18 protein-coding genes are annotated in these 17,761 nt (G+C 38.7%); 9 read left to right on the top strand and 9 right to left on the bottom strand.

Annotated features, from left to right (window positions below; all coding sequences use genetic code 11):
• Positions 1 to 502 precede the first annotated feature (502 nt).
• On the top strand, positions 503 to 952 hold the full coding sequence (locus ACLKL2_RS08045) for an ACT domain-containing protein (RefSeq protein WP_413694017.1): 450 nt from the start codon (positions 503 to 505) through the stop codon (positions 950 to 952).
• Between the two features lie 158 nt (positions 953 to 1,110).
• On the opposite strand, the gene ACLKL2_RS08040 is transcribed toward ACLKL2_RS08045, so the two are convergent.
• Together ACLKL2_RS08040 and fldB are read right to left on the bottom strand one after the other, a co-directional pair.
• Complete coding sequence (locus ACLKL2_RS08040) at positions 1,111 to 2,631, bottom strand: DUF3360 family protein (RefSeq protein WP_413694016.1); 1,521 nt, start codon at positions 2,629 to 2,631, stop codon at positions 1,111 to 1,113.
• A gap of 437 nt (positions 2,632 to 3,068) precedes the next feature.
• On the bottom strand, positions 3,069 to 3,587 hold the full coding sequence (fldB, locus tag ACLKL2_RS08035) for a flavodoxin FldB (RefSeq protein WP_413694015.1): 519 nt from the start codon (positions 3,585 to 3,587) through the stop codon (positions 3,069 to 3,071).
• A gap of 57 nt (positions 3,588 to 3,644) precedes the next feature.
• Here fldB and xerD point away from each other — a divergent pair, with 57 nt between their 5' ends.
• The 3 genes from xerD (at position 3,645) to recJ (ending at position 7,220) form a co-directional block, all read left to right on the top strand.
• Entirely contained in the window at positions 3,645 to 4,541 is an 897-nt protein-coding gene (xerD, locus tag ACLKL2_RS08030; RefSeq protein WP_413694014.1) for a site-specific tyrosine recombinase XerD, read from the top strand.
• 143 nt (positions 4,542 to 4,684) lie between these two features.
• Positions 4,685 to 5,536: a bifunctional protein-disulfide isomerase/oxidoreductase DsbC gene (gene dsbC / locus ACLKL2_RS08025; protein ID WP_413694013.1), complete on the top strand. Its 852-nt coding sequence runs from the start codon at positions 4,685 to 4,687 to the stop codon at positions 5,534 to 5,536.
• Positions 5,484 to 7,220 (top strand): single-stranded-DNA-specific exonuclease RecJ, encoded by a 1,737-nt coding sequence (recJ, locus tag ACLKL2_RS08020; protein ID WP_413694012.1) that lies wholly within the window; start codon positions 5,484 to 5,486, stop codon positions 7,218 to 7,220. The genes dsbC and recJ overlap by 53 nt, the downstream gene beginning before the upstream one ends.
• A gap of 94 nt (positions 7,221 to 7,314) precedes the next feature.
• Here the strand turns inward: recJ and trmL are convergent, their stop codons facing one another.
• A complete protein-coding gene (trmL, locus tag ACLKL2_RS08015; protein WP_113820582.1) occupies positions 7,315 to 7,779 on the bottom strand; it encodes a tRNA (uridine(34)/cytosine(34)/5-carboxymethylaminomethyluridine(34)-2'-O)-methyltransferase TrmL in 465 nt (154 codons plus the stop codon).
• A gap of 333 nt (positions 7,780 to 8,112) precedes the next feature.
• On the opposite strand from trmL, the gene ACLKL2_RS08010 reads away from it, so the two are divergent.
• From ACLKL2_RS08010 to cysE, 3 genes are read left to right on the top strand one after another with little or no spacing between them, the layout of a single operon-like run.
• Positions 8,113 to 8,736 carry a cation diffusion facilitator family transporter gene (locus ACLKL2_RS08010; RefSeq protein WP_413694011.1) on the top strand — a complete coding sequence of 208 codons (624 nt, stop codon included), beginning with the start codon at positions 8,113 to 8,115 and terminating at the stop codon, positions 8,734 to 8,736.
• Positions 8,702 to 9,049, top strand: a complete 348-nt coding sequence (locus ACLKL2_RS08005) for a cation transporter dimerization domain-containing protein (RefSeq protein WP_413694010.1) — start codon at positions 8,702 to 8,704, stop codon at positions 9,047 to 9,049. Before ACLKL2_RS08010 ends, ACLKL2_RS08005 begins: the two co-directional genes overlap by 35 nt.
• A gap of 27 nt (positions 9,050 to 9,076) precedes the next feature.
• Entirely contained in the window at positions 9,077 to 9,856 is a 780-nt protein-coding gene (gene cysE, locus ACLKL2_RS08000; RefSeq protein WP_413694009.1) for a serine O-acetyltransferase, read from the top strand.
• Between the two features lie 30 nt (positions 9,857 to 9,886).
• Here cysE and ACLKL2_RS07995 read toward each other — a convergent pair whose 3' ends face one another.
• Complete coding sequence (locus tag ACLKL2_RS07995) at positions 9,887 to 10,108, bottom strand: DUF1653 domain-containing protein (protein WP_113820585.1); 222 nt, start codon at positions 10,106 to 10,108, stop codon at positions 9,887 to 9,889.
• Between the two features lie 172 nt (positions 10,109 to 10,280).
• Here ACLKL2_RS07995 and ACLKL2_RS07990 point away from each other — a divergent pair, with 172 nt between their 5' ends.
• Positions 10,281 to 10,514, top strand: a complete 234-nt coding sequence (locus ACLKL2_RS07990; protein WP_113820586.1) for a cell division protein ZapB — start codon at positions 10,281 to 10,283, stop codon at positions 10,512 to 10,514.
• Positions 10,515 to 10,593: 79 nt separating this feature from the next.
• On the opposite strand, the gene rraA is transcribed toward ACLKL2_RS07990, so the two are convergent.
• From rraA to pyrB, 3 genes are all read right to left on the bottom strand, one after another.
• Positions 10,594 to 11,109, bottom strand: a complete 516-nt coding sequence (gene rraA, locus ACLKL2_RS07985) for a ribonuclease E activity regulator RraA (RefSeq protein ID WP_113820587.1) — start codon at positions 11,107 to 11,109, stop codon at positions 10,594 to 10,596.
• Positions 11,110 to 11,216: 107 nt separating this feature from the next.
• Positions 11,217 to 11,672 (bottom strand): aspartate carbamoyltransferase regulatory subunit, encoded by a 456-nt coding sequence (pyrI, locus tag ACLKL2_RS07980; RefSeq protein ID WP_413694008.1) that lies wholly within the window; start codon positions 11,670 to 11,672, stop codon positions 11,217 to 11,219.
• A 9-nt stretch (positions 11,673 to 11,681) separates the two neighbouring features.
• Positions 11,682 to 12,617 carry an aspartate carbamoyltransferase gene (gene pyrB, locus ACLKL2_RS07975; protein WP_413694007.1) on the bottom strand — a complete coding sequence of 312 codons (936 nt, stop codon included), beginning with the start codon at positions 12,615 to 12,617 and terminating at the stop codon, positions 11,682 to 11,684.
• A 184-nt stretch (positions 12,618 to 12,801) separates the two neighbouring features.
• Here pyrB and dacB point away from each other — a divergent pair, with 184 nt between their 5' ends.
• Positions 12,802 to 14,265 (top strand): D-alanyl-D-alanine carboxypeptidase/D-alanyl-D-alanine endopeptidase, encoded by a 1,464-nt coding sequence (gene dacB, locus ACLKL2_RS07970; RefSeq protein ID WP_413694006.1) that lies wholly within the window; start codon positions 12,802 to 12,804, stop codon positions 14,263 to 14,265.
• Between the two features lie 250 nt (positions 14,266 to 14,515).
• On the opposite strand, the gene ACLKL2_RS07965 is transcribed toward dacB, so the two are convergent.
• Together ACLKL2_RS07965 and srmB are read right to left on the bottom strand one after the other, a co-directional pair.
• A complete protein-coding gene (locus ACLKL2_RS07965) occupies positions 14,516 to 16,051 on the bottom strand; it encodes a hypothetical protein (RefSeq protein WP_413694005.1) in 1,536 nt (511 codons plus the stop codon).
• A 153-nt stretch (positions 16,052 to 16,204) separates the two neighbouring features.
• The gene (gene srmB / locus ACLKL2_RS07960) at positions 16,205 to 17,566 is read right to left on the bottom strand and encodes an ATP-dependent RNA helicase SrmB (RefSeq protein ID WP_413694004.1); all 1,362 of its coding nucleotides are present in this window, start codon (positions 17,564 to 17,566) and stop codon (positions 16,205 to 16,207) included.
• Positions 17,567 to 17,761: the final 195 nt, after the last annotated feature.

Here is a 17,761-nt window from a genome sequence, read left to right as displayed (position 1 = left end):
AATAGTTAGAATTTGTTTGTCCTAGGGCAATGCAAATTATGGTGAATAACAGAACATTAAGTGGCTTTAACATCAGCGCAATATAAGAGTTAGATAAAAAATGCTGGCGTGTTGAGTCAGCAGCTGCGCTGTCTTGATTGGTCATTTGATAAGCTAGAAGCTTGTCTGTTCTGTTGCCTGTTTGCATCTTAGAAGTTACCCCCGTGATGGATTGGTTATTATTTTAACAAAGGTGCTTTTTCAAAAATTGATTCACATCAACTTGTTAGTGAACTTGTAATAAAATTACAGTTTTCTTTTTCAAAATGTATTGTCCAAGTTATAAAGAGGTGAGTTCTTTATATCAAAAGTGTTGTATAGGAGAGTGAAGAGGAATTCGATAAACCAGATGGGTAGATAAAATATTAGGTTTTTATGCTTAAGGTCAGGGAAATAGTGGGATTTAGTATTGATAATGGTGAATAAACCTACTGTTTAAATAAAACTAAAGGAGCTATATCCTATGAGCAATCAAATTTTATTGACCATTACTGGCGAGTACCATGTTAATTTGGTGAATATGTTATCTGAGAAAACACACGCATTAGAGGGTAAGTGGTTAAACAGTAAAATTAACCATATAGATAACCAGATGGCAGGATTAATTAAAGTCGAACTTGATCCTCAACACCTTAAACAACTGATTGATGATATTAAGCAATTAGGGTTAACGGTCACTTGGATGGAGCTGCCGCCTATAGTAGAAGAGCAAGTGAGACGATTTAATCTATCCATTGATGCTAAAGATAGATTAGGCCTAGTGAAGGATATCTCAGCGGTATTAAATGATTATGATCTGCAACTACAAAACATGGAATGTAATCGTATTGGTGTGCCCGATATTGGCGGTACAGTGTTTACCAGTCACTTTCATATTTCCACTGTAACCCCCTTGATCAGGATGAGTTATTGAAATCATTGCAGCAGATATCTACAGATTTAGTAGCAGATATTAAAAGGCTGTAAATAATGGTTAACATTGCTTTAGAAATGAATAAACGTTAAAGATGAAAAAGGCGCTATTAATAGCGCCTTTTCTGTATCTAGTTAGAGAAATCTAGTTAATGAACTTTATAGTAAAGCTGGTAAACCATATTGTTTTTCGAACATACCCACAGCTACCATCGCAATAAAGCACACGATTAATACTGACCCTGGAATAATGACTTTATCTAAAAATGATAAACGTTTAGCGCGCTCTTTATCACCAATTAAACCATTATTATCCAGTAACATGGTGAGTGCCCAAGCTAATACCGGGTTAAACACCGCCGCAGTGAAGATACAAATACCTGCTGCTTGAGAGTCTTTTGTATTTTTAATCATCTGCATACCTGCTTCTAATAATGGTAGGAAAACACCGACTAATAGCGCAATACGCATTACTGGCGGCCAAACTGCTATATCCATCGGGAACCCTAAAAATGCGATTAACATTACCAAGCTACCTAAGATAATAGAGCCCGCAGGAATAGGGCGTTTAGCAATCGCAGCTGGGATCATGTAAGTTCCCCATGAAGAGGTGATATTACCACCACCCACTGCTGTACCAACCATTTGACGAACAGAACACATGGTCATGGTGTCATCCACATCCATTAATACTTCTTCTGTATTTTTGGGGTAGTTTAATTCTTGGAATATACGGTGACCTAAAAAGTCTGGTGACCACATCGCCACAGCTAAGATGGCAAAAGGTAACGAGGCAATAAAGTGTTCAAGGTTAGGTAAACCTAACATCCAACCTTCAGTCGTACTTCCCCACCAATAAACAGGGTTTAAATTAGGTAAGCCCATTTCTGTTTCAAAAATAAGATCAAACCCTGCACCAAAGGCTAATGCGATTAATAAACCTGTGACGGCACAAGCTGGAATCGCTAACCAACGTTTATTGATTTTAGCAAGAATGGCATACAACACGATATTAGCTGCTAGCACGATTAAACCAATATAGCCCATGCTACCTGCTGCGACGTCTGCCGACTCTAAACCCTTTGCCCAACTTTGAATTTGTCCGATTTGACTGAATGCCCCTGTAAAACCTAAAAAGACGAGTAGGCCGCCAGCAACCCCTTCACTGGTCAGGTTAACCAGTTTAGATCCACCTTTGAAGTAACTCAGTAATAATCCGAAAATACCTAACAAAATAGCTAATGCTAGTGGGTGAGCACCTGCAAGTGCAATGGCACCGATTAGTGGGATCATTGGCCCGTGGTTACCCGCTAGATTAGCTTTAGGGTTTATAAAACCAGAGGCAACAATACAAAATAGAAAAGCTGGAATAAGCATCTCTACGCGTGCTACTTCAATGGCAAAGTCTTTACCTAGGGTGATATGTGCCCATTGCTCAGTAAGACCATCAGCCCATGACATCATTACCGCTGAGTACATGGCGATGATGCCAATAGTACCTGCGACTGCTGGTACAAGATCTTCCCATTCAAAATTAAAGTCTCGGCCTGGTAGGTTTAACCCGAAACGGCGTGGTTTCATGATTTGTAATTCATGATTCAAGTAATCTGCTCTTGAGGCAAACTCGCTGGCTGGCCTGTGCAGGTCTTGGTAGCTTTTACTTTTGTTGTCTTTTGGCATTGAGGAGGTACTCCTGTACTCTGGTTTAATTTAAAATTTTTTGATCGTGCTGAGCACTGTAATAAGGTTAAATATTTGTAATAAATTTAATATTTGTAGCTTAAACAAAGTCAGAGGAAGACGATTGATCTGGATCAGAAGAGTTACAGTATTGAAATTTAATTACATAAAAATCAGGTAACGATGATAATAAGGTCAGATAACTGTAAAGAGATGTTGTACAGATAGGTTTAATTTAATACTAGAAATGGATTAGGCGATATGAAATTTTGCAATGGTTGAAATAGTAAAGCTATTGAAAAATAGAAAGTTAATACTTTATTGGTGATATGGAAATAAGTTAACAGCGCAGTTATTTACGGGGGTGTTGCTTTATAGTGAATCGCGCTGTTAATTGATAATTTGTATCTCTATTACAGAATAGGGTAACAGATACTTTATAGCAGCTCTTGCATCTCTTCTAATATCTGTAAACACCACTCACTAATACGTTGGTCGCTTAGTTCGTATTGTGTATCTTCATCTAAAGCTAAACCCACAAAGTATTGACCATCTTCGGTAAGCGCTTTAGACGCATCAAACTGGTAACTTTCAACTGGCCAGTAGCCGATAAACTTAGGTTGTTGTGGTAATAATTTATCATGCAGCATACCCACCGCATCCACAAACCACTCGCTGTATCCATCTTGATCACCTAAGCCAAAAATAGCGACAATTTTACCATTGACGGTTAAACCATCAATTTGATCCCATAACTTGCCCCAATCTTCCTGAAGCTCGCCAAAGTCCCAAGTGGAAATGCCTAAAATGACAATATCGTAATCATTTACCTTGCTTAACCCCTCATCTTTTATGTTAAATAGGTCCACTAATGATTCACCTAGCTCTGCTTGAATTTTTTCTGCAGCGATTTCTGTGTAACAAGTGCTAGAGCCATAAAATAAACCGATTTTCATATGCGACCTTTTGAAGAAAAATAAAAGAGGCGCTAATTTACCGTTAAGGCCGTTAGAATGGAAGTATTAAGCATCGAACAATTTTTAGATTCACTCTGGTTAGAGCGTGGGTTGTCTAAAAATACGCTGGATTCATATCGTCATGACCTCTCTTTAGTGGAGTTATATTTAGTCTCTAAAAACACCACATTAACTGAAGCCAGTGAGCGTCAACTCAGTGATTACTTTGAAAATAGATTAAAAGGTGAGATTGATTATAAAAGTACCTCTACTGCTCGTTTAATGAGTGCAGTACGTCGTTATTATCAATATTTATGTCGTGAAAAAATTCGCGAAGATGATCCGAGTGCCAAACTAGAAAGTCCTAAAATTGTAAAACCTTTACCTAAATCATTATCTGAATCGGAGGTGGATGCATTGCTAGCCGCACCGGAATTAGATGATCCTATTCAATTCAGGGACAAAGCAATGCTTGAAGTGTTATATGCGACAGGGTTACGTGTTACGGAATTAGTAGGGTTGACCATGGAAGAGATCAACCTAAAACAAGGTGTGATCAGAATTACTGGTAAAGGTAACAAAACGAGATTAGTACCCTTGGGTGAAGAGTCTGTACATTGGTTAGAGCGTTATATCGAAGAGATGCGTTCAGCGTTATTATCAGGGCAAAGTAGTGATGTGTTGTTTCCAAGTCGCCGTGGCACACAAATGGTAAGACAAACCTTTTGGCATCGTATTAAACATTATGCGCATTTAGCAGGTATCGATAAAGAGGCTTTATCGCCACATGTATTGCGTCATGCTTTTGCCACACACCTATTGAACTATGGTGCTGACTTACGTGTCGTACAGATGCTATTAGGACATAGTGATTTATCAACTACGCAAATATATACCTATATTGCCAAAGATAGATTAAAACTATTACATGAAGAGCATCATCCTCGTGCTTAGTTAACATTGTTCTTATACTAAAGTCAGGCATAGATGATTTATCACAGAGGCTAATATGAGATATAAAGGCATTCACATTAGTCAGCAAGATAGGCATAATCAATCGTCATTAATTTAATTTTTCAGGGGTCATGATGTCCATATTGAACGTTAAAAAAAGTGTAGGTGCATTACTTGCTGGGGTGTTACTTAGCACCAATAGCTTTGCGGCTATTTCACCAGAAGTAAATGAACTGCTTACTAAAAAGTTACAATCATTAAAAGTAGAAGTGGATTCTATCGATGAGTCGCCTGTAAAAGGTTTATATGAAATTGTTAGCCAAGGGGCTATCTATTACATTAGTGAAGATGGGCAGTTTTTATTAAATGGCGATATCTATGACTTAGATAATGGCATGAATAACTTAACCAGCGCTAAAGTAGCTGAAGTGCGTAAAGCAAATACTGCTGAACATTTTGCAAAAATTAAAGACTTCGAAAAAGATATGATCATCTATAAAGCAGATGATGAAAAGCACGTGATCACCGTATTTTCTGATACCAGTTGTGCTTACTGTCAGAAATTGCATTCACAAATGCAAGAGTACAATGACCTAGGTATTACAGTGCGTTACCTAGCTTTCCCTCGTGGTGGCGTTAACTCAAATGCTTACCATACAATGGTATCGGTATGGTGTTCTGATGATCCAAAAGGGGCGATGGATGACGCTAAAAAACGTCGTAACATTGAACCTGTTACTTGTGATAATACAGTGAAAGAACAATATGATTTGGGTGTTGCATTAGGGATTACTGGTACACCGACTATCTTCTTAGAAGACGGTACGGCTATGCCAGGTTACTTACCACCAGACCGTTTACTGCAAGTATTAGAACAAAAAAATAGACTAGTACAGCGGCTATTTGTAAACTGCATTGATAATTCCTTATCATGCAGTTTTTATGTCTTCAGAAATCAACAAAACACAAATCCAACAACGCCCACTTCAGTGTGACGATAGTATATTGTCATTATCCTGCTCCCCTTTGTTAACCAAGCTCTATGCGAGCCGCGGTATCACTGAGAATGCCGAGCTAGATAACAGCACTAAAACCTTAATTCATGCCAGCCAATTAAAAGGGATGGATGATGCCTGTGATTTGTTATATCAAGCCTATTTGAGTCAGCAAAAAATTATTATTGTTGGCGACTTTGATGCCGATGGTGCAACCAGCACCGCATTAAGCGTATTGTCATTACGTGCGTTAGGGTTCCAACAAGTTGATTACCTTGTACCTAACCGTTTTGATTACGGCTATGGCTTAAGTCCAGAGATTGTTGATTTAGCAGTGCAGCAGGGCGCTGAACTGTTAATGACAGTGGATAACGGAATTTCTAGTATCAGCGGTGTCGCTCATGCTAAACAGTGTGGATTAAAAGTATTAGTTACCGATCATCACTTACCCGGCGAAGAAACTCCGATTGCCGATGCCATTGTTAACCCTAACCAAGTAGGGTGTGATTTCCCGAGTAAAAACTTAGCCGGTGTGGGTGTAGCCTTTTATGTAATGCTAGCGTTACGCTCATTAATGCAAGAAAAAGGCTGTTTTACACAATTCCCTGCGCCTAACTTGGCTAACTTCTTAGACATAGTCGCATTAGGCACAGTCGCTGATGTGGTGAAATTAGACGGTAATAACCGTACTTTAGTGCATCAAGGGTTAGCCCGTATTAGAGCGGGATATTGCCGTCCTGGTATTAGTGCATTAATACAAGTTGCCAAACGTAATCAACAACAGCTGGTGGCTAGCGATTTAGGTTTTTCATTAGGTCCAAGACTTAATGCTGCAGGGCGTTTAGATGAGATGAGCCATGGTGTTGAGCTGCTATTATGCAATGACCCATTACATGCTAATACCTTAGCAACCGAGTTGGATGGTTTAAATGTGTCGCGCCGTGAGATAGAACAAAGCATGCAACAGGAAGCGCTTGCTAACTTGCAAAAGCTCTCCATTGACCAAGCTAACTTACCCTTAGCTTTATGTTTATTTGAAGCCGATTGGCATCAAGGTGTGATAGGGCTGGTGGCTTCACGTATTAAAGAAAGGTATTACCGTCCTACTTTTGCTTTTGCCCGCGCTAATGACGGCGAAATTAAAGGTTCAGCTCGCTCTATTCCTGGTGTGCATATTCGCGATATGTTGGATGTAGTGGATAAAACTATTCCTGGTGTCATTTTAAAGTTTGGTGGTCATGCCATGGCTGCTGGCCTGAGTTTGCCGGAGAAAGACTTCGCACTATTTAACGACACCTTAAATAAAGTGTTAGCAGAACAAGTAGAAGATCATCTATTACAGAATGTTATTTTATCTGACGGCCAGTTAACACCGGATCAATTAGACTTATGTATCGCCCAAGAGTTGCGTGATGCAGGCCCTTGGGGACAAGGTTTTCCCGCGCCAGTTTTTGATGGTGTATTCGAATTAAAACAACAACGTATCGTTGGTCAAAAACACCTTAAAATGATGTTAGAGCATGAGGGAAAGTTAATTGATGCCATTGCCTTTAATATTGACCCTGAAGTGTGGCCTAATCTGTCGGTGAAAAAAGTGTTCTGCGTCTATAGCTTGGATGTCAATGAGTTCAGAGGGCAAAGAACCGCGCAGTTATTAGTACAGCTGTTAGAGCCGAGGGGGTAGATTTAAATGGCTAGATGAGAGATGCGAGGGGCTAGATGCTCGTATCTCAAATCTCTAACTTCGTATCTCGTATCTCTCACCCCGAATCTCGCCTTTATACTGCCCCTGGAAAGTCTAGTTGACGCCATGCTTCGTAAACAAATACCGATACAGCATTAGATAGGTTCATTGAACGGCTATCTTCACGCATTGGAATGCGTAGTTTTTGTTGTAATGGCAATGCATCTAAAATGCTTGCTGGTAAACCACGAGTTTCTGGACCAAATAGTAATACATCACCATCTTGGAAGTTTGCATTATGGTGATAAGTAGTGGTTTTAGTGGTACAGGCTAGTAAACGCTTACCTTCAACCGCAGCTAAGAACGTATCGTAATCTTTGTGGATATGCACATTGATCATCTCATGGTAATCAAGTCCTGCACGTCTTACTTTTTTCTCATCTAAATCAAAGCCAAGTGGTTCAATCAAATGCAATACACAGCCTGTATTAGCACACAGGCGAATAATATTTCCGGTATTAGGTGGAATCTCAGGTTCGTATAATGCAACTTCAATCATCTGTTTACTCTTGTTTTATAAGTTTAAATACGGCAAAGGTTTATTTTATGGGTGTTTGACGGAAAATAAAAGCAATGAAATATTAATGCTATGGTGAGAAGACATTAAAAACTTATCAATACCTACATTTATGTTTTATATATTGTATTTAATTGATTGATTAGTGTGGATAAAAATACAAGTTATACTGTTTCTGTATAAAGCTAGCCAAGCTAATTTGAAGATGTTTTCACCTGCTTATTCTCAGTGGATGAAAAACATACTAGCGGTTTTTTGTATATAAAATCATAATGGGTATAATACCTGCCCAACTATTTTCAAAGTGGTGTTAACGTGACCCAATCATCGCAATCGCAAGAATACGCTTATTTAATTAAGCGTGCAGGCCATGCCGCTATTATCGCTGCTTCATTGCTTATTATTGTTAAGTTAGTTGCTTGGGTGATGACAGGTTCTTCAAGTATTTTAGCGGCTTTGACTGATTCCTTGATGGATGTAACAACATCAATTATTAACTTGTTTGCTATTAAAATTGCATTGCAACCTGCCGATAAAGAGCACCGCTTTGGCCACGGTAAAGCTGAAAGTTTAGCGGGTTTAGCGCAAGCTGCGTTTATCTCTGGGTCTTCTATATTTTTAATGATTAATGGTATTTCTGCTTTAATCAATAATCAACAGATTCATGCGAGTAGTGTGGGGATTTCAGTAATGATATTTTCGTTACTGGTCACGCTAGCATTGGTGTTATTTCAAAGCTATGTAGTACGAAAAACCAATAGTATGGCGATTAAAGCGGATGCGTTACATTACCGTACCGATATAATGCTAAATGGGTCAGTGCTATTAGCGATTATATTAGCCAGCTATGGTTGGCATTGGGCGGATGGAGTCTTTGCCATTGGTGTTAGTTTATTTATTTTGTATGGTGCACTGGGAAATTGGTATCCAATCTATTGATGCATTAATGGATAAACAACTCCCTCAAGAAGACCAAGAATTAATTATTAAACGTGCTTACAGTGTAAAAGGTGTGCGTGGTGTACATGATTTAAGAACCCGTTATTCCGGATATGTTAAATTTATACAATTACATTTAGAGTTAGATGATGAGCAAAGTTTATTTGATGCGCATCAGAAAGCAGATGATCTTGAGTTAATCTTAGAAACTGATTTTCCTGGTGCTGATATCTTAATTCATCTTGATCCCATTTCAGTGGTGCCAGAAAAAAACTCTCTTGATGCAATACTAGCTGAGCCATCAACAAAATAACGATACAAAATAGTTTAAGGACAAAAAATGCAATGTAACGTAAAAAACCTTTGGGAGAAGATCAGACAAGAGGCTTGGGATAGTTCTGCTAATGAGCCTATTTTAGCTAGCTTTTTCCATTCAACTATTTTGAATCATAAAGATTTAGCCTCAGCGTTGAGCTATCAATTAGCAAATCGTTTAGACAGCCGCACTATGCCGGGTATCTTAGTAAGAGAAGTGATCGATGATGCTTTTTCAAGCGACCCAGGTTTGATTGAAAGCGCAATGGCAGATATTTTAGCCGTGCAAGACCGAGATCCTGCGGTAGAAGAGTATTCGATTCCACTGTTGTACTTAAAAGGTTTCCATGCCATCCAAATTCACCGCGTGGCGCACTGGTTATGGCAAGAAAAGCGTATTGCTTTAGCTTTTTATTTGCAAAATCGTAGTTCAGTGATTTTTGGTGTGGATGTGCATCCAGCTGCCACTATTGGCAAAGGGATTATGTTTGACCATGCAACGGGTGTTGTTGTCGGTGAAACCGCTGTGATTGAAGATAATGTGTCAATCTTACAAGGCGTTACTTTAGGTGGAACGGGTAAAGAGAGTGGCGATCGTCACCCTAAAATCCGCCAAGGCGTTATGATTGGTGCCGGAGCCAAAGTGCTAGGTAATATCGAAATTGGTATGGGCGCTAAAATTGGTGCGGGTAGTGTGGTATTAGAGGCAGTACCTCCACACACAACCGTTGCAGGTGTACCGGCGAAAGTGGTGGGAAAGCCTTCTTGCGATATGCCTTCCCTGTCCATGGAGCAGTGTTTGTGACAGGGTAAATGGCAGTGGTCGATTTAACGGTTAATCTTCGTTTACCAAGGCAAAGCGAGGCTGGCTTTTACCATCGATCACAACATCTTCTACAAACATAGATAACGGTCTTACCCATAATCGTCCTTCTCCGTATAAAGGGCGATATACTACCATCTCTTCATCGGTTTCACTGTGAATAGCAATATCTTCTACTTGGTAAAAATTACCTTTGTAATGCTGATACTTACCCTTAGTTAATTGTGCTGACATTTTTCCTCTCAAATAATTCCAAATTGCAGTGAGAAGGTTAACATAGTGAGACTTTAAAGACGATTTACATCTTTTTTTCGTAAAAATTAAAACAAAGGTTGAATAAGCGCCGTGGAATGCTTATTCTCGTTGGATTCCAGTTAACCATTTACTTTGTATTAAGGGTCTTTAAATGACATTCGAGCTATTAGAAAAATTAGAAAACAAAATTAACCAAGCTGTAGAGACTATTGCATTGCTGCAAATGGAAATTGAAGAGCTTAAAGAAGATAAAGCAAACCTAGCCGGTAAAACAGAACAGTTACAATCAGAAAATGACCGTCTAAATACTGAGCATCAGCAATGGCAAGATCGCCTAAGTGCATTAGTTGGAAAAATTGACCAAGCAGAAACTAACGTAGACTAATCGCTACTTTAGAGTGCTGTAAATAAAAAAACCAACATTAATGTTGGTTTTTTTATGCTTGTAATCGTTATATTAACGATTAGAAAACATCTTCTTCATCGGCGTCTTCGTCATCTAATACTAAAGGCTCTGGAGAAATAACAATCCCAGTGCTGTCAGCGTATAAGAAGTCTTCCGGTAAGAAAGTGACACCTGCAAAGTTAACTGGAGAGTTTACCTCACCAATTTCGTCGTCATCTGCGCCCACTGGCATCGCTGTAATAGCTTGAATACCGATATCCATCTCTTCTAGCGAGTCCACTTCGCGTACACAACCATTGACCACAATACCTTCCCAATCGTTTTCCACGGCCAGTTCTGCAATGTGTGCATTGATTAACGCGCGTCGTAATGAACCGCCGCCATCAATTAATAACACTTTGCCTGCACCGTTTTCTTCTAGCACCTGATAAATTAAACCTACCGACTCAAAACACTTAACGGTAACCACTTCTCCGGCAAAAGAGTTGCGTCCACCAAAATTGGTTAATAGCGGCTCAGCTACATCAATCGTATCGGCGTAGATATCACATAAAACAGAAGTATTGTATTGCATATAAATGCTCACTTTTAATGATGAAGTTTGTAATCAGTATAAACGTAACGCACTCTAATTCAATATTATTCTAGGATATTTGTTGAATGTTTTTTAACCAAGGTTAATTAATCTAACTCGTCAAAAGTTGCGCGCTCAAAAGATTTTTCACAGTAATGGCATTTTAGTTTCAAGGTCTTTTTTTGTTTCACATAAAAACGGCTTTGAACAGGCTCATTATGGCTGATGCAATTACTGTTAGGACAGGATAAAACATCAATAAATGAACTTGGTAATTGCACTTTGAACTTATTAACCACTTTAAAATCTTTAATTTGATTAATTGTCGCATGAGGAGCAAATAATGCTAATTGGTTAGCTTGTTTATCATTAAAGAAGGTATTTTCAATTTTGATTAAATCTTTGCTTTCGCCACTTTGAGTCGCCAAATTAAGCCCAATGGTGATCTTTTCATTGGTTTGTGTAAATTTAAAAAATTTAAGGATCTTGACACCTTGTTGCGCAGGAATATGGTCAATTACTGAACCTTGCTCGATCGCTTCTACTTGTAATTTCTTTTGCATGATCAACTCCTAAGGCTTTGCTTGAAAGTGGTTAGTTAATAATAAAGCGAGCAATGCTTGGCGAGCAAATACACCGTTTTGTGCTTGTTGAAAGTAATAAGCATAAGGTGTGCTATCCACATCCTGATTAATTTCATCAATACGTGGTAATGGGTGTAATACTTTTAGGTTGTCTTTTACATTATTCAACATACCTGCATTTAACAGAAAAGCTGATTTCATATGTTGATACTCAGTTTCATCAAAGCGCTCTTTTTGTACGCGTGTCATATATAACACGTCCAATTCATCAACGACTTCTTCAATACTCGTATGCAAAGAGAAATTAATATTACGTTCTGTTAACTCTTCAATAATATAGTCTGGCATAGCTAATGCTTCAGGCGAAATAAAGTAAAAATTACAGTTAAACAGCGACAAAGCTTGTGCTAAAGAGTGCACCGTGCGGCCATATTTCAGATCACCTACAAAGGCAATATTAAGGTTATCTAATCGCGCTTGAGTTTCATAAATGGTGAATAGGTCTAATAAGGTTTGCGTTGGGTGCTGATTTGATCCATCACCACCATTAATTACCGGTACAGAAGTAAACTCAGAGGCTAAACGAGCTGCACCCTCTTGCGGATGACGCATAAAGAAAGCATCTGCGTAAGATGAGATGACTTTTACCGAGTCCGCTAGGGTTTCGCCTTTTTGAGCCAGTGATGTATTACCGCCACTGTCAAAACCAATGACACTGCCCCCTAAACGCTGTACTGCGGTTTCAAAAGATAAGCGAGTACGTGTTGATGCTTCAAAGAAGCAACTAGCGATCACTTTGTTATTTAATAAGGTTGGTTGGGGAGTTTGTTTTAAGGAGTGGGCAGTTTCTAAAATTAATTCTAAATCGGGACGAGATAGATCGGCGATGGAAATGATATTTTTCTGGTACAGCGGATTATTCATTTTTTTACACTCATATTGTCTGGCCAAGTTCTGGGATAAGTGAAGCAGATAACGCGCAAAATTATATCACTAACCTTGTCTTACTATCCAATAGGTTTGTATTTATTAATCTGTTAAATTTTCATCGCATGGTGTGGTGATAAAGGTTATCCTCAAAATTGATTTCTCGATTAAGTGGTTTTATATGTTAAAAGTGTGTTTGTTTTTTATCAGTAGTGTTTTAAGTACAAGTGTTTTAGCGCAACAATGGCAACAGTTACAATCCCTATTACCTAAAGGTACACAGGTCTCTTACCTGGTTTTAGAAGCGGATAACCAGAAAACCATTGCCAGTTTTCAAGAAGAAACCCTAAAAACCCCAGCCAGCGTACAAAAGTTATTAACGGCTACTACAGCTAAATTAACCTTAGGTGACGACTTCCGTTACCAGACCGTTATTCAAGGTGATAAAAGCAAGTTAAAGGGAGGCATTTATAAGGGGGATTTACGTCTACATTTCTCCGGCGACCCAATGCTAACACGTCAGCATATTAAGCAGTTATTACAGCAGTTAAAACGAACTGGTGTGAATAAAATAGAAGGTGATTTTTTATTAGATAATAGTGCCTTTAACGGTTACCAATGGAGTAACGGCCAGGCTTGGAATGATTTAGGAGTTTGTTATACCTCTCCGACTAGTGCCATTATAGTTAATCGAAACTGTGTTCAAGGAAACTTAAGTGTGACTTCTGCAGAGGCCACTAAGGCAAGGTTATTTGTGCCTGATTATGAACCTGTAGATATCACAGCAGATGTTGATGTAGTCACCAAAGAACAGCGTGATACGTTGTTTTGTGATTTAGAATTAACTCGCGATAGCCATAATAAATATCATCTATGGGGCTGCATGGTTCCACGTAAACGTGCTTTTCCTTTAGCTTTTGCTGTTAACGATCCAAATACCTATGCACAAAAAATTGTCACCGCGGAAATGAAAAAGGCAGGCATCAATCTAATCGGTGATGTGAAAGTGGCTACATTAGCTTACCAAACAAGCATTCCATCTTCTTCTGTTATGGCTTCACACCTTTCCCCGAATTTACCTGTGTTATTGAAGCAGATGATGAAGGATTCAGATAACCTGATTGCCGATAGCTTATTTAAAACTATAGGTGCCCATTACTTTAAGCAGCCAGGTAACTTTCGTAATGGCACTAAAGCGATGAAGTTGATATTAAAAGAGCAGGGCATTGATTTAGAGAATGCTTATATTGCTGATGGCTCTGGTTTATCTCGTCATAACTTAATGAGTGCAGAGTTGTTTATGTCGGTGATGAAATTTGTTTATCAGCAGGACGCTAAGTTAGGTTTGTTGGGTAGTTTGTCCGTTGCTGGTGTTGATGGCACATTAAAATATCATAAGGGTGTGAATAGCAAAGCATTAAAAGGGAAGATCATTGCTAAAACTGGATCATTAAAAGGCGTTGCGAACTTAGTTGGGATTGTGAAAACGCCAACGGGTGATAAGTTGTTTGTATTAATGATTAACGGTTATAACCAAGCAAACAGTGTGACTAATGCAGTGATACCAAGAGTTGAAAAAGCTTCAGTATATCTTTTTGAAAAAGCTTTCTTTAAACATATCTATGAAGGTACAACACCGCAGTAGTTTTACTACCAAGTATTTACAAAAAGGGGCTGTATCTTATTCGATACAGCCCCTTTTTTATGCTTTGCTATTAAACGTTATTGTTTGTTATACCAATTGTATTAAATAACTGATCTAAATTTTGCGCCGGAAAAATGGCTTAGTTTGAGGCGTAAGTTGATGTAAATGGTTGTTCCCTATGCGAAACTTACAACGAAAAAATAAATTGTTTTAACAAGTAAAATAGATCAGTTACTTACTATGATTGGTATTATTTAATTGAAAACCAAGTGGTTGGTCTGCCTTGAGAAAATAACAACACACCAGTTGATTCTAATGGTGCATCAACTGCCTTAGCATCAGTCACTTTAAGTGGATAACTTAATCCGTCGGACTCTAGTTGTAACCATTGTTGATCTTTTTTGACTAACAAATCCTGCCATGAGAAGTGTTGTGTTTGAGCAACCTCAATAGGCGCTTCAATACGTGAAACTCGGCTAGAAAACACTAAACCTTTGTCTTTTTCTTCAAAGACCAACATTTCGCAGCCATTACTTGAACACCAATCTAATAAAACAATGGCTTCCTCTTTACCATCACTATTTAGGTCAAAGCGAACTGAGTTAAAACGGGTGTTTTTAGGATCGGTTCTATGTATCTTAAAGTATTGACGCACCGCTTGTTGTACTTCTACATCAACTTGATTCGGCGCATCTAATTGTTGCGGAGAAAATTGGCGTGTTACCTGTATAGTTTCACTGTCTAGATCGCCATGTTTAGCATTCATTTTGTCAAAGGTAATTGGGTGATCGAGTGGTGTGAGTACATTATCTTTATTGATTTCGGTGCAAGATAAACTCAGACCTTCTCGTTTGAAGACTAGTTCTTCACGAATATTTTTATCACCTTCTTTAGTAAGCATCACTACCACGGTATCAGGAGTATTACTTTTCCAAAAACCAGTTTTAATGTTCTGCTCTGAGATTTCACCCTGTTGGAAGACCACAGTATGGTTGTCGTTTAAAGACAAGTTGATATCTTGCTGTTGGATCGCTTGGCTGAAATATTCACCCGTATAACTTTGGTCATTATCTAACTCGCCTAGCTCACCACAACCAAAAAACTGACCATCCACACTTTCTACTTTAGTGGTGTAACCCCAGTATTCTTTATGGTCAGAAAGGTAACACTGCTCAGGTTCAATTTTTAAGGTCAGACGTTGATCATTGTCATCAATGGCGTGCAGTGTATGTTGTCTTCCACTCTCTATTTTTGAGTTGGTGATGGTGTAAGACTGGTTACTGGTTTTAGCAGCAAAATAGAGCTGGTTGTCATAAATGTTAATACGCCAGTAGGGCATGTCACCGGTTGCTTTAAAACTAAAGTTATCAACGGCTTTAGCACACTGTAATGATGACTTTGCAGAAGCCATATGGTGCACTTTATCGATACGCGTTACGACGGATTTACTAGACTTTTTATCTGTAAAACTTATTTCACCTGCAAACTCTATATAAACAGGCTCTGACTTACTATTGCCTATCTGCTGATAAATTTCAGCTAATGGTTCTTCTGTTTGAATTGCGTATTGCTCAGGATCATCACAAGGGGTGAAATAAGCTTGGTTATTTTTATAGCTAAGTTGCCCTCTAAAGCTAGTGCCTAATATATGAGAAAAAGGCGTAGCTTGAGGAGTTGTTGAAACTTCACTCACTGTTTGTGTATTGGTTTTAGGTGGGGCAGAAGTACAGGCTGATAATAGGGTGATTAATGACGTTGAAATTAACAATGGATAAGATAGACGCATAATTGACCTTTAGACAGTTTCAGCTGAGAAAAATAAAAACCTTTATTATAATTACTATAACAGTCTGAAAATAATTGTCTGTAAGCTCAGATAGTTAACTTCTCAATTCTAAGAGAAGTTAACTGTTTTGACAAATATTGTTGATAAACTTAATTATTTATCAACGTTTTCTTCTTGGTTTTTGCTTTTACCGGCCCAATTTGGCTTACCCTTAGCTTTAATGGCACGGTGACGCTGTTTACCCATATCTTGTTTTTTCTTTTGACGCTTCTCTTTTTGCAGGCGTTTTACTTCTTCTTCGCGTGCTTTGCCTTTTTTAGTTAAAGGTTTTTTAGTTTTACGTAAACTTGTTTTAGCTTCTTTATGAGCAGGGCGTAAACCTTTAATCACACGGCGTTTTAAGATTTGATCTGTATAACGTTCAACCTTAGCCAGAATATCAATATCATGTGCTTCGATAATTGAAATAGCAGTACCTTTTTTACCACCACGGGCTGTACGACCGATTCGGTGCACGTAAACATCTGCACTACGTGGCATATCGTAGTTAATTACATGCGTAATATCAGGTACATCAATACCACGAGCAGCAACATCAGTGGCGATAAGGATATTAGTTGTGCCTTCTTTGAACTGACGTAATGATAAATTACGTTTTTCTTGGTCCATTTCACCACGTAGGTAGTTACAACGGATATTCAGCTCTGCAAGTTGTGCGACTAATTGCGCAAGACGATCGCGGGTTTTTACAAATACAATCATCTTATATACTTGTTCATGCTCTGGTTCTTGCTCAAGGATTGCAGCTAATAATTTTAATTTATGCTCTGGGTTATCCGCTAGATGCACATACTGTAAAATTTTACCGCTTTCTCTGCGTGTTACTTCTGCATCTAATTTAACTGGGTTTTTTAATACGTCACGAGCAAATTCGCGTAAGCCTTTACCTTCCAATGTTGCAGAGAAAAGAGCGGTCATTTTACGCCAGCGAGCTTCACCTGCAATACGGTCCATTTCAGCGATAAAGCCCATGTCTAACATGCGGTCTGCTTCATCTAAAACGAGACATTCAACTTCACGACAATCAAAGGCTTCAGCGTCAATGTATTCCATTAAACGCCCTGGAGTCGCAATCACGATATCCACAGAGCCCATAATGGTATCTTCTTGTTCTTGATATGAGATACCACCGATAATGTTACCCACAACTAGTTTAGTGCCTTCCACTAACTGCTCTGCGACTTCACTGATCTGTACCGCAAGCTCACGGGTTGGCGTTAATACTAAAATACGTGCAGAGCCACCTTTACGACGAGGGTAATCAATCAAGCGTTGTACCGCAGGTAGCAAGAAAGCTAAGGTTTTACCTGTACCTGTTGGCGCGCTGGCCATGATATCTCGTTCATCCATTGCGGGTGGGATCACTAGGTTTTGAATACTTGTAGGGCGTGTGTGGCCCATTTTAGCAACGGCGTTTAATAAATGCTGATCAAGATCAAGCGATGCAAATGACATGAGATTTTCCAATACAATAAAACAAAAAGCACATTATAAAGCAAAGATTGTGTTTAGGGGGAATTGTCTACTAATTAACGTATTTATTCCTAGTAAAGGCTTGGATTGTTATAAAATTGATTTACCATAAGATAAAATCTTGTATTTACCTCATATAATGTGAACTTAGATATAATAAACGTGTATTCAATGAGT

It is taken from the genome of Psychromonas sp. KJ10-2 (assembly GCF_047323255.1).
In the GTDB taxonomy this organism is placed as follows: Bacteria; Pseudomonadota; Gammaproteobacteria; order Enterobacterales; family Psychromonadaceae; genus Psychromonas.
The sequence above is the reverse complement of the archived record's forward strand: the minus strand, read 5'-3'. Positions and strand labels throughout refer to the sequence as shown.

What these genes read in the sequence shown, in the direction of transcription:
- ACLKL2_RS08045 (WP_413694017.1), top strand. Translation starts at nt 503, where the DNA reads ATGAGCAATCAAATTTTATTGACCATTACTGGCGAGTACCATGTTAAT.
- ACLKL2_RS08040 (WP_413694016.1), bottom strand. Translation starts at nt 2,631, where the DNA reads ATGCCAAAAGACAACAAAAGTAAAAGCTACCAAGACCTGCACAGGCCA.
- fldB (WP_413694015.1), bottom strand. Translation starts at nt 3,587, where the DNA reads ATGAAAATCGGTTTATTTTATGGCTCTAGCACTTGTTACACAGAAATC.
- xerD (WP_413694014.1), top strand. Translation starts at nt 3,645, where the DNA reads ATGGAAGTATTAAGCATCGAACAATTTTTAGATTCACTCTGGTTAGAG.
- recJ (WP_413694012.1), top strand. Translation starts at nt 5,484, where the DNA reads ATGTCTTCAGAAATCAACAAAACACAAATCCAACAACGCCCACTTCAG.
- trmL (WP_113820582.1), bottom strand. Translation starts at nt 7,779, where the DNA reads ATGATTGAAGTTGCATTATACGAACCTGAGATTCCACCTAATACCGGA.
- ACLKL2_RS08005 (WP_413694010.1), top strand. Translation starts at nt 8,702, where the DNA reads ATGGTGCACTGGGAAATTGGTATCCAATCTATTGATGCATTAATGGAT.
- cysE (WP_413694009.1), top strand. Translation starts at nt 9,077, where the DNA reads ATGCAATGTAACGTAAAAAACCTTTGGGAGAAGATCAGACAAGAGGCT.
- ACLKL2_RS07995 (WP_113820585.1), bottom strand. Translation starts at nt 10,108, where the DNA reads ATGTCAGCACAATTAACTAAGGGTAAGTATCAGCATTACAAAGGTAAT.
- ACLKL2_RS07990 (WP_113820586.1), top strand. Translation starts at nt 10,281, where the DNA reads ATGACATTCGAGCTATTAGAAAAATTAGAAAACAAAATTAACCAAGCT.
- rraA (WP_113820587.1), bottom strand. Translation starts at nt 11,109, where the DNA reads ATGCAATACAATACTTCTGTTTTATGTGATATCTACGCCGATACGATT.
- pyrI (WP_413694008.1), bottom strand. Translation starts at nt 11,672, where the DNA reads ATGCAAAAGAAATTACAAGTAGAAGCGATCGAGCAAGGTTCAGTAATT.
- pyrB (WP_413694007.1), bottom strand. Translation starts at nt 12,617, where the DNA reads ATGAATAATCCGCTGTACCAGAAAAATATCATTTCCATCGCCGATCTA.
- dacB (WP_413694006.1), top strand. Translation starts at nt 12,802, where the DNA reads ATGTTAAAAGTGTGTTTGTTTTTTATCAGTAGTGTTTTAAGTACAAGT.
- ACLKL2_RS07965 (WP_413694005.1), bottom strand. Translation starts at nt 16,051, where the DNA reads ATGCGTCTATCTTATCCATTGTTAATTTCAACGTCATTAATCACCCTA.
- srmB (WP_413694004.1), bottom strand. Translation starts at nt 17,566, where the DNA reads ATGTCATTTGCATCGCTTGATCTTGATCAGCATTTATTAAACGCCGTT.